This is a genomic window from Chitinimonas sp. (assembly GCF_036568685.1).
Classification (GTDB): domain Bacteria; phylum Pseudomonadota; class Gammaproteobacteria; order Burkholderiales; family Chitinimonadaceae; genus Chitinimonas.
In genome coordinates this window covers 46589-56300 of record NZ_DATCSC010000019.1, presented here as the reverse complement: position 1 = coordinate 56300, position 9712 = coordinate 46589, and the positions used below count along the sequence as shown (strand labels likewise).

Annotated in this window: 11 protein-coding genes; 8 read left to right on the top strand and 3 right to left on the bottom strand. The window is 63.0% G+C overall.

All coding sequences use genetic code 11. From position 1 onward, the window contains the following. Positions 1–96: 96 nt before the first annotated feature. The 3 genes from VIM95_RS03420 to VIM95_RS03410 all read left to right on the top strand — a co-directional run bounded on the left by VIM95_RS03420 (position 97) and on the right by VIM95_RS03410 (position 3381). Positions 97–576, top strand: coding sequence for a copper chaperone PCu(A)C (locus tag VIM95_RS03420; RefSeq protein ID WP_331983026.1), 480 nt, complete (start codon positions 97–99; stop codon positions 574–576). A 283-nt stretch (positions 577–859) separates the two neighbouring features. Next, on the top strand, positions 860–2467 hold the full coding sequence (locus tag VIM95_RS03415) for a methyl-accepting chemotaxis protein (protein ID WP_331983023.1): 1608 nt from the start codon (positions 860–862) through the stop codon (positions 2465–2467). A gap of 77 nt (positions 2468–2544) precedes the next feature. Next, on the top strand, positions 2545–3381 hold the full coding sequence (locus VIM95_RS03410) for an undecaprenyl-diphosphate phosphatase (RefSeq protein WP_331983021.1): 837 nt from the start codon (positions 2545–2547) through the stop codon (positions 3379–3381). 82 nt (positions 3382–3463) lie between these two features. Here VIM95_RS03410 and VIM95_RS03405 read toward each other — a convergent pair whose 3' ends face one another. The 3 genes from VIM95_RS03405 to VIM95_RS03395 all read right to left on the bottom strand — a co-directional run bounded on the left by VIM95_RS03405 (position 3464) and on the right by VIM95_RS03395 (position 6074). Next, positions 3464–3874 carry a hypothetical protein gene (locus tag VIM95_RS03405; protein ID WP_331983019.1) on the bottom strand — a complete coding sequence of 137 codons (411 nt, stop codon included), beginning with the start codon at positions 3872–3874 and terminating at the stop codon, positions 3464–3466. A 431-nt stretch (positions 3875–4305) separates the two neighbouring features. Next, positions 4306–5139, bottom strand: a complete 834-nt coding sequence (locus VIM95_RS03400) for an alpha/beta fold hydrolase (protein WP_414648464.1) — start codon at positions 5137–5139, stop codon at positions 4306–4308. 224 nt (positions 5140–5363) lie between these two features. Beyond that, complete coding sequence (locus tag VIM95_RS03395; RefSeq protein WP_331983015.1) at positions 5364–6074, bottom strand: dienelactone hydrolase family protein; 711 nt, start codon at positions 6072–6074, stop codon at positions 5364–5366. A gap of 449 nt (positions 6075–6523) precedes the next feature. On the opposite strand from VIM95_RS03395, the gene VIM95_RS03390 reads away from it, so the two are divergent. Genes VIM95_RS03390 through VIM95_RS03370 form a run of 5 tightly spaced genes read left to right on the top strand, consistent with a single transcriptional unit; the run spans position 6524 to position 9685 of the window. Beyond that, complete coding sequence (locus VIM95_RS03390) at positions 6524–6742, top strand: hypothetical protein (protein WP_331983013.1); 219 nt, start codon at positions 6524–6526, stop codon at positions 6740–6742. Next, the gene (locus VIM95_RS03385; protein ID WP_331983011.1) at positions 6739–7230 is read left to right on the top strand and encodes a lysozyme; all 492 of its coding nucleotides are present in this window, start codon (positions 6739–6741) and stop codon (positions 7228–7230) included. Before VIM95_RS03390 ends, VIM95_RS03385 begins: the two co-directional genes overlap by 4 nt. Continuing rightward, complete coding sequence (locus tag VIM95_RS03380; RefSeq protein ID WP_331983009.1) at positions 7220–7753, top strand: hypothetical protein; 534 nt, start codon at positions 7220–7222, stop codon at positions 7751–7753. Before VIM95_RS03385 ends, VIM95_RS03380 begins: the two co-directional genes overlap by 11 nt. Next, positions 7750–8292, top strand: a complete 543-nt coding sequence (locus VIM95_RS03375) for a terminase small subunit (RefSeq protein WP_331983007.1) — start codon at positions 7750–7752, stop codon at positions 8290–8292. Before VIM95_RS03380 ends, VIM95_RS03375 begins: the two co-directional genes overlap by 4 nt. Next, positions 8270–9685, top strand: coding sequence for a terminase large subunit domain-containing protein (locus VIM95_RS03370; protein ID WP_331983005.1), 1416 nt, complete (start codon positions 8270–8272; stop codon positions 9683–9685). The genes VIM95_RS03375 and VIM95_RS03370 overlap by 23 nt, the downstream gene beginning before the upstream one ends. Positions 9686–9712: the final 27 nt, after the last annotated feature.

Sequence of the window (9712 nt, the reverse complement as noted above, 5' to 3'; positions counted from 1 at the left end):
CCTACACCCAGCGCACTGTCTTTGCCGAACTGAAGTACGATCTGTGACAAGCGGGGGCGCCTGGCCGGCGCCACCCCAATAACCCTGGAGCCAGACATGCAATACCTGCGCAAGACCCTCATCACCGTCGCCAGCCTGGGCCTTTTGGCCGCCGCCACTGCCCATGAATTCAAGGCCGGCAATCTGGAGATCCATCACCCCTGGGCCCGTGCCACGCCCGCTGGTACCAAGACAGGCGCGGTCTACTTCAAGCTGATCAACAGCGGTACGGAAGCCGACGCCCTGATCGATGCCAGCGCCCCCGAGCTCGCTGCCAGCGCAGAAGTACACAACCACGTCAACGATAACGGCGTCATGCGCATGCGCAAGGTCGACAAGGTGGACATCCCCGCCAAGGGCAGCGCCTTGCTGGCGCCCGGTGGCTACCACTTGATGCTGATGGGCCTCAAGCAACCGCTGACCGAGGGCCAGAAGCTGCCGCTGACCCTGCGCTTCCAAAGGGCCGGCGAGGTCAAGGTCGAGGTCAAGGTGGAATCGCTGACCGCCGATCCGACCAGCATGCACGCGGGACATTGACCTGCGCCTGCCGTCTGGCGCCAATCTTTTTTGATGCGCCGCAGCATGGTCTACAGTCCTAGCAGGAACCCAGCGCCCGGCCTTGAGGGGACTTCCAGAAACCTCAATTTCTAAGCAAGACAAGGCGCGAGTGGCAAATTTCGACGCAGCATATGTTTGATATGTAAGGAGAAATTTCCGCGAGCAACGCCGTATTGCGACGAAAGTGAAGTTTCTGGAAGTTCCCTTGATGGTCGGGTGCATTCACACGGGCCTCTGCCCGGCTCTTGCGGAGTGTGCTGCCATGACCATCAAGCTGCGATTGATCGTGTTGATAGTGATAGGGCTGGTGGCGGTACTCGCCGTCGGTGCCAACGGCATGCTGGCCCAGCAGCGTCTTGCCAGGACCATCGACACCATGGCCCACAACGACGTACCCAGTGTGGAGCTGCTGGCCAAGGTACGTACCGATGTGCTGAGCATACGGGGCCTGGTGCTGGAGCATGTGATGTCTGCACCGGCCGATCAGGCCAAGCTGGAAGAAGACCTCAAGGCGCTGGACGAAGACCTGCAGAAGTCGCTGGATGAGTATGCCAAGCTGGTCAACGACGAGGAGGACAAGCGCCTGCTCGATGCAGACCGGGCGACCTTTGCCGCCTATGTCAGCGCCCGTGCGGTCACCTTGGGGGCATCCCGCAGCGGTGACCACGGGGCAGCCGATGCCGCCCGCAAGGCCGCCAAGCCCAAGCTGCAGGCGGTGGTCAAGGCGGTGACCGAGCACGTGGCCTACAACGACCGTTACATCGTCGCCGAGGGTAAGGCGGTGGATGAGACCATCGCCAGCAGCCGCACCCTGGGCTGGAGCCTGATGACCGTGACCTTGCTGGCCATGTGTGCGCTCGGCTACCACCTGTTCCGCTCCATTGTTGGCTCGTTGGCCGTCATGCAGCACGACATCACCCGCGTCACCCAGTCGCTGGACTTTACCGTGCGCTCCCGCGTGGTACAGCGCGATGAGGTAGGCCAGACGGTACAGGCTTTCAACCAGTTGCTGGATCGCCTGCAGACCAGCTTTCGCGACCTGACCGGCCAGGCCAGCCAGGTTTCACAGGCGGCCGCCCATCTGGCCAGCAGCGCCAAGCAGGTATCGCAGGCCGCCTCGGCACAGAGCGAGGCCTCCTCCAACGTGGCGGCCACTATCGAAGAACTGACGGTGAGCGTGAACCACGTGGGTGACAGGGCTGCCTCGACCAACGAGCAGACGGCCCAGGCCGGCGCCTTGGCCCGCTCTGGCCAGAGTGTGATCGACCAGACAGTGACCGATATCAAGAGCCTCGCGACGACGGTTTCTGAGGCTGCCGCCAGCCTCGACGAGCTGGAAAAACAGACCCAGCAGATCACCAACTCGGTATCGGTGATCAAGGACGTAGCCGACCAGACCAACCTCCTGGCGTTGAACGCTGCGATTGAAGCTGCGCGCGCCGGTGAACAGGGCCGGGGCTTTGCCGTGGTGGCAGACGAAGTACGCAAGCTGGCCGAACGCACTTCGGCCATGACCAGCGAGATCGATGGCGTGACCTCCACCATCGTGCAGAGTGCCGGCCGGACTGCGTCAGCCATGTCGGTGACGGTGAACCTGGCCGGCCAGAGCGTACAGCGCTCCGACAGCGCCGCTACGGTCATTGTGGAAATCCGTGCCGCCTCGGACAGTGCGGTCTCCATGGTGGCAGAGATCAGCGACGCGATCCGCGAGCAGGGTATCGCCGGCAATCAGATCGCCAGCCAGGTCGAGCGTATTGCGCAGATGGCCGAGCAAGCCAGCGCCGCCGCCAACGAGACTGCCGAGACCGCTACCCGGCTTGATGCCGCCGCTAATCAGATGCAAGCGGTGATCGCGGCCTATACCGTCTGAGGGGGTTCTAAGTTTGCGCTTATCTTGCTTTGCTAAGCTGTGGTCCTGCCGTATTTCCGACCAGACCGCTGAGCACCATGACCCTGATTCAGATCCTTATCCTCGCCATCATCCAGGGGGCGGCCGAGTTGCTGCCCGTTTCCAGTTCCGCACATGTGATCATGGCCGAGAAGCTGATGGGTCTGGACCCGACCTCGCCGCAGATGACCCTGCTACTGGTGATGCTGCACACCGGCACCATGTTCGCCGTCATCGCCTATTTCTGGCGGTCTTGGCGTGAGACCTACTTCAGCTCCCGGCACGCGTTCCGGACCAATGCCCTTCATGTGGTGATTGCCACCGCCCTGACCGGGGTGGTCGGGCTGCTGCTCTTGCAGCTGCTCAAGCATCTGTTTGCACCGGGTGGCCAGGCCTTCGAGGTGGAGCAGCTGTTTGGCAATGCCCGTCTGATGGCGGCTGCCTTGGCCTGTGCCGGCGTGCTGATCATGCTGTCCGCCCGCATCAAGGTTCAAACGGCGGAGCCCCTGAGCCACCGCAGTGCCGCCGTCATCGGCGCGGTACAGGGTCTGTGCCTGCCATTCCGTGGCTTTTCGCGTTCCGGCGCAACCATATCGGCCGGCCTGGTCATGGGTGTGGAGCGGCGCCGGGCGGAGGCCTTCAGCTTTGCGCTGGCCGTGGTACTGACCCCGGCGGTGATCGTGAAAGAGGTACTGCGCCTTGCCAAGACGCCGGCCACCGCGGTACCGGAAGGTTGGTTACATGCACTTGCACCGGGCTTGCTGGGCATGGTGCTGAGCTTCCTGGCAGGGCTTGCTGCGCTGCGTTGGCTATCCCGCTGGTTGGAGCAGGACCGCTGGCACCTCTTCGGTGCCTACTGCCTGCTGGCTTCGCTCGTGGTGCTGTGGGTGGGTTGAGCCCGCTTGCGGGGTCATGCAAGGCGAGCGCCTGCAGGTATCCGGCGGCGTGCCGCCAGATACCCCGGCAGACCGTCAGGGGTTAAATATGCCAGCCACCGCGGACCCAGAACCACTCGTGCCGACCTTCGGCGCGCCAGACCCAATGGCCCGGTACCCAGAAATGGCGAGGCGAGGGCGCCACGGTGATCTGCTCGACGATCACCGGCGGCATGACCGGGACCTCATGTTCTACCCAATGGCCGTGCACCCACGCCCAGTCGTTGCCTTCCCACTTCCAGTGCCCTTGCACCCAGTTCCAGCCATAGCCCGGCGCCGGGCCGCGGTCCTCGTGGATCACGGCGGGCATGCGCCGCACCACTGGCTGGCCGACCACGGTCTCCCGCACGATCACCCGTTCATGGCTGGCACAACCGACCAGGCCACCGCTTAAGCCTCCCGCCAGTAATAGGGTGCCGCCTAGGAGCAGCCGTTGCTTGATGTTTGCTCGCATATTGTTCCTCTGTATTGGCCAAGGTTGCAGATCACTACAGGGTGAACAACGCGGAGCGGCGGCAGCGCGCGGACCATCAACGCAGGAAGATACCGCGCTTACAACTTTTTACGGCCGGGCCAAACACACAAAGGAAAAGGAGCCACCCGTAAGGGCAACTCCTTCGTGCTACATCGCGCTGCTTGAAGCCAGCCAGATCAACTCAGCAATCTCTGAAAAATCCACATGCTCGCGCTAGCGAGGCTCCCCCTCGCAAGAAGGACGCCGTGGTTGTATGCACCTAAAGGGGCGACAACCACGCAGTCGCGGCGGCGAGGGCGGGGGGAGTGGAAAAAACAGCGATAACACGTCGATTTTCTGTTGGTCTCAAGCGCCCGGCTTTGCCGGGCGGAGAACGGCTGCTGCAGATCTATACCGTTCACCGAGCGGTCTTAAGACTTGATGAATTCCAGCAGGTCGGCGTTGACCTTGTCCTTGTGGGTATCGGTCAGGCCATGCGGTGCACCCGGGTAGACGACCAGCTTGGCGTGCTTCACCAGTTTGGCCGAGGCGCGGGCGGCGGCGTCGATCGGCACGATCTGGTCGTCGTCACCGTGGATGATCAGGGTCGGTACGGTGAACTTCTTCAGGTCTTCGGTAAAGTCGGTCTCGGAGAAGGCCTTGATGCTGTCATAGGTGTTCTTGTGACCACCCATCATGCCTTGCAGCCACCAGTTGTCGATCAGACCCTGCGAGACCTTGGCACCCGGGCGGTTGAAACCGAAGAAGGGGCCGGACGGGATGTCCTTGTACAGCTGCGAGCGGTTGGCCAGTTGGCCGGCGCGGATGCCGTCGAACACCTCCATAGGCAGGCCGCCGGGGTTGGCAGCGGTCTTGAGCATCAGCGGCGGCACGGCCGACACCAGGGCGGCCTTGGCCACGCGCTTGGTGCCATGGCGGCCGATATAGCGGGCGACCTCGCCACCGCCGGTGGAGAAGCCCACCAGTACGGCGTTCTTGACGTCGAGGTGGTCGAGCACGGTCTCCAGGTCGTCGGAATAGGTGTTCATCTCGTTGCCGTTCCAGGGTTGGCTGGAGCGGCCATGACCACGGCGATCATGGGCGATGCAGCGGTAGCCCTTGTCGGCCAGGAAGATCATCTGCGATTCCCAGCTGTCCGAATTCAGTGGCCAGCCGTGGCAGAAGACGATGGGTTGGCCGGTCTTGGGACCCCAGTCCTTGAAGTAGATCTGGGTGCCGTCCTTGGTGGTGACGTAGTTGCTCATGGCGCTGTTTCCTTGGTGAGGTTGCTTGGCGGGTTTGGCCTCGGCTGCCACCGCAGTGGCGGTTGGCAGGCTGGCGGCGGCTACCAGGCCGGCAGCGCCGGCCAGCAGGTTGCGACGGGTGATATCGGCTTCGTTCTTGTCGGACATGTGGTGGTTCTCCTTTTGCTTCTGAGTCAAGGTTGACGGTTTGTTTTGCTTGCTTGGGTACTTGTATGTGCATGCACTTACTGGAACTGGCCAGACAAGGCGAACGAGAGGAACTGCAAGGTCTTGCCGTGCGCCAGGGCCGATGCCTGCTGGTTGTACATGGGCCGCTCCCAGCAATTGAAGCCATGCTGTACGCCGGGGTAGTGCTCGATCTGGGTCTGTTTGCGGCCTTCAAAGGCCTTGCGGGTGGCGGCGATGGCGGCATCGCCGATGTACTCGTCAGCGCCGGCAAAGTGGATCAGGATGGGACCGCGGATCTTGCCGATCTGGTCGAGGTTCTGGTCGATGCTGCCGGGGTAGTAGCAAACGGTGGCGTCGACCTCGGCATTGGCGCCGGTGAAGTAGGACAGCAACCCACCCAGGCAATAGCCCAGCGAAGCCACCTTGCCGGTGCACTCGGGACGGCCGCGCAGCGTCTGGGTGGCAGTCACCAGGTCCTGCACGGCCAGGCCAAAGTCCATTTGCTTCATATAGCCAAAGGCGGTGGCCCACTCTTCCTCGCGGTAGCTCAGGCTGATGCCGGGCTTGATGCGCCAGAACAGGTCTGGTGCCAGTACGGTATAGCCATCCAGCGCATACTGGTCGGCCACCGCCTGAATATGGTGGTTCACGCCAAAGATCTCCTGGATCAGGATGACCCCGGGACCACTACCGGTGGGCGGGAGCGAGAGGTAACCCTTGAAATCCGGCCCCTCCTTGCTGCTGATCTGTATCCACTGCGCTGCCATGGCCTGGCTCCTTGCGTTCTGCGAAATCTGCGGTCGGCGGTAGGGCGGGACAGGCATTTGCCAGCGGCCCTGGAATGTCCGCTAGATTAGGCAGGATGGTGCGGCGCAACCACCCCTGATCGGGTCAGTTCCGCTCACTCGAAAGGGTTAGAGGGAACCCGTCTGGCGTACTGCCAGGGTGCTGGAAAAAATATGAAGAGAAGTATTGCAATTGGGGTATGAAGCAGCGTAGTATTCGTTTTGCTACTTTCAATCAGTGCGACCAAAGGCCCCGCGATGCGGGGCTTTTGCATTTCTGCCTTACTGCTTTCAATACTGAGATATGCCATGCCGGGCTTTCATCCCGGCCGTTGCGCCCCGCCGGCTATGTGCCGCCGGGGCGTTCGTCTTTCCAGGCCCCGCCCATGTCCCACATGGCGGGGCCTTTTTCCATTTCGGGAGTGCGATACATGGACCAACGTACGCAGGATGCAGTGACCGAGCTGGCCAAGGCCACACCTCCGGTCTCGGTCGGCGCCCTGACGCTGGCGGGCATACCGCTCAGCGACTGGGTACTGCTGCTGACCGGTTGTTATACCTTGATACAGCTTTATATCTTGTGGCGGGACAAACTGGGTGGCGCCGGATTCTGGCAACGCCTGCGCGACTGGCTAGGTTCCGGACAATGAGTACGCTGCCCTCCGTACTGCGCGCCCGCCTGCTGGCGGCAGGGGCGACGGGTACCGTGCTGGCGACCGCCTTGCTGATCGCCCCATCAGAAGGGGAGCGCCGACAGACCTACTCGGACCCGGTCGGTATTCCTACTGCGTGCTTCGGCCAGACCGGGCCAGCCATCCACATGGGGCAGCGCTATAGCGCCGAGCAATGTGCCGCCATGTTGGTCGGTGAGGTGGGCCGGAAGCTCGCCGAAGTGGACACCTGCACCCCCGGCTTGCCCGGCCCGCTGCGACAGGCTTTCACCAGCTTTGCCTACAACGTCGGTACTGCTGCCTACTGCCGTAGCAGCATGGCCGCCAAGGCACGCAAGGGTGACTACGCTGGGGCCTGTACCGAGCTGAGCCGCTGGGTCTACGCCGGCGGCAAGCCCTTGCCGGGTCTGGTCAGTCGTCGGGCTCGCGAGCGCACGGTCTGCGAGGAGGCGCTGCATGTTGGCTAGCCTGATCCCCTGGCCATGGCGCTGCCTGCTCTGCTTCGTGCTGGGGCTTGCCTGTTATGGCACGGGTTACCTGAGGGGCCGTCTTGCTGAGCAGGCCCTGACCCAAGCTGAGGGCCGCCTTGCCGTAGTCCGCGTGTTGCAGCGCGAACGGGCGCAGCAAGCCCTCAACCAGCAAGTGGCCGTACGGCACGAAGCGGGCCGCCAGGCCGATCGCATCATCTTCCAGACTATAGAAAAAGAGGTCGATCACTATGTGGCGAACCCTATGCACTTGGCTACCGAGCTCGATGCTGCTTGGTTGTGCCAGCACGACGCCGCTGCCCTGCGCACGCTTCCCAACACCGCCTGCCAGCCTGATGCAGCCACCGGTCAGCCTGCAGGCCTTACAAGCGACGATGCCCTCCGCGTTGCCGTCGGCAACTACGAAATCTGCCACCGCCACGCCCGGCAATTGAGTGACCTGCAGGACTGGATACGCGCGCAGACAGACCTGACCCTGCAACAAGAGGAGGAAACACCATGAGTGATCTGCATCTCACCCCCAAGCGTCGGCTGTTCGCCGACGAATACCTCAAGGACCTGAACGCCACGGCGGCCTTCCGGCGTGCCGGCTATAAGGCCACCACCGACAAGGCCGCTGCAGCCGAAGCCTCGCGCATCAAGGCCGATCCGGCCGTCGCGGCCTATATCGCCGAGCGCATGCAAGCCCGCGAGGACCGTACCGAAATTCATCAGGATCGGGTATTGAAGGAACTGGCCCGTATTGCCTTCTTCGATCCGCGCAAGCTATTCGACGAGGCGGGCAACCTGCTACCGGTCCGCGAGCTGGATGAGGACACCGCCGCCGTACTGGCCGCCATCGATGTAACCGAGCTGCCCAGCGGCGAAGATGCCATCCAGACCCTGACCAAGAAGCTCAAGCTGGTGGACAAGAAGGGGGCACTGGAGCTGACTATGCGCCATCTGGGCATGTTCAACGACAAGCAGACGGTACGCCATGAGTTTGCCGACCTGTCCGATACCGAGATTGAGGCCCGCATTGCAGCCCTCAGCCGCACTTGATCCCAAGGTCGAGCTGCTGGGCCTCTTGGAGGAGCGCGAGCGGCGTAAGCGCGAAAACAAGCTGGCGCGCTACCAGCCCTATGCCAAGCAACAGTCCTTCCATACTGCAGGTGGCCGTTTTCGCGAGCGCCTGCTGCGTGCCGGCAACCAGAATGGCAAGACCTTCTGCTGTGCCGCCGAGCTCGCCTACCACTTGACCGGCCAGTATCCGGATTGGTGGGAAGGCCGCCGTTGGGACAGGCCCATCGTGGCCTGGGCATCGTCGGAGACTGGCGAATCCACCCGCGACAACCCGCAGCGGGCCTTGCTGGGCCTGATCGGTGAGGTGGGTACCGGGGCGGTGCCCCGCGACCGGCTGGGCGAACATGGCATGGCGACCGGCGTTTCCAATCTCTACGACTTCATCAAGATCCGCCACGCCAGCGGCGGCTGGAGCACCCTGCGCTTCAAGTACTACGCCCAGGGGCGGCGCAAATGGCAGGGGCCACCGGTGGACTTTGTCTGGTTTGACGAGGAACCGCCGGCCGACATCTACGACGAGGGCTTGGCCCGCACCATCGCCACCGGCGGCTGTGCGGCGCTGACCTTCACCCCGCTGATGGGTATGTCGGAGGTCGTACGCCGCTTTCTGGTCGAACCCACGGCCGATCGACACGACACCAATATGACCATCGACGATGCCTTGCATATCGACCCTGAGGAACGGGCCCGGATCATCGCCAGCTTTCCCTCGCACGAGCGGGAGGCGCGGGCCCGTGGCATCCCTACGCTCGGCAGCGGCCGCATCTTCCCGGTGGCGGAATCGGCCCTGCTGGTACCGGCCTTCGCCATCCCGCCGCACTGGCCGCGCATCGCCGGCATCGACTTTGGCTGGGACCATCCCTTCGCCTGCGTCTGGCTGGCCTGGGATCGTGATAGTGACACGCTCTACGTGACCGACAGCTACAGGGAACGCGAGGCGACACCCATCGTGCACGCGGCGGCCATCAAACCGCGTGGCGACTGGGTGCCGGTGGCCTGGCCGCACGATGGCCTCAATAGCGAGAAGGGCAGTGGTGAGCAGCTTGCCGCATCCTACCGCCGGCAGGGCCTCAACATGCTGCACGAGCATGCCACCTTCGAGGATGGCAGCAACTCGGTCGAAGCAGGACTGATGCAGATGCTGGAACGTATGCAGACCGGTCGTTTCAAGGTCTTCAACCATCTTTCGGACTGGTTCGAGGAATTCCGCCTCTACCACCGCAAGAACGGCCAGGTGGTCAAGGAGGCGGACGACCTCCTCAGCGCCACTCGTTACGGCCTGATGTGCCTGCGCTTTGCCAGGACCAAACCCATGAAAGCTACGCCGGACCGCACCCGCGTCCATGTGGGTGACCGACGGACCGGATACTAGGAATGCCATGCAAGCACTCATGCAAGA

What these genes read in the sequence shown, in the direction of transcription:
- VIM95_RS03380 (WP_331983009.1), top strand. Translation starts at nt 7,220, where the DNA reads ATGTTGGCTAGCCTGATCCCCTGGCCATGGCGCTGCCTGCTCTGCTTC.
- VIM95_RS03375 (WP_331983007.1), top strand. Translation starts at nt 7,750, where the DNA reads ATGAGTGATCTGCATCTCACCCCCAAGCGTCGGCTGTTCGCCGACGAA.
- VIM95_RS03420 (WP_331983026.1), top strand. Translation starts at nt 97, where the DNA reads ATGCAATACCTGCGCAAGACCCTCATCACCGTCGCCAGCCTGGGCCTT.
- VIM95_RS03410 (WP_331983021.1), top strand. Translation starts at nt 2,545, where the DNA reads ATGACCCTGATTCAGATCCTTATCCTCGCCATCATCCAGGGGGCGGCC.
- VIM95_RS03405 (WP_331983019.1), bottom strand. Translation starts at nt 3,874, where the DNA reads ATGCGAGCAAACATCAAGCAACGGCTGCTCCTAGGCGGCACCCTATTA.
- VIM95_RS03385 (WP_331983011.1), top strand. Translation starts at nt 6,739, where the DNA reads ATGAGTACGCTGCCCTCCGTACTGCGCGCCCGCCTGCTGGCGGCAGGG.
- VIM95_RS03400 (WP_414648464.1), bottom strand. Translation starts at nt 5,139, where the DNA reads ATGAGCAACTACGTCACCACCAAGGACGGCACCCAGATCTACTTCAAG.
- VIM95_RS03415 (WP_331983023.1), top strand. Translation starts at nt 860, where the DNA reads ATGACCATCAAGCTGCGATTGATCGTGTTGATAGTGATAGGGCTGGTG.
- VIM95_RS03390 (WP_331983013.1), top strand. Translation starts at nt 6,524, where the DNA reads ATGGACCAACGTACGCAGGATGCAGTGACCGAGCTGGCCAAGGCCACA.
- VIM95_RS03395 (WP_331983015.1), bottom strand. Translation starts at nt 6,074, where the DNA reads ATGGCAGCGCAGTGGATACAGATCAGCAGCAAGGAGGGGCCGGATTTC.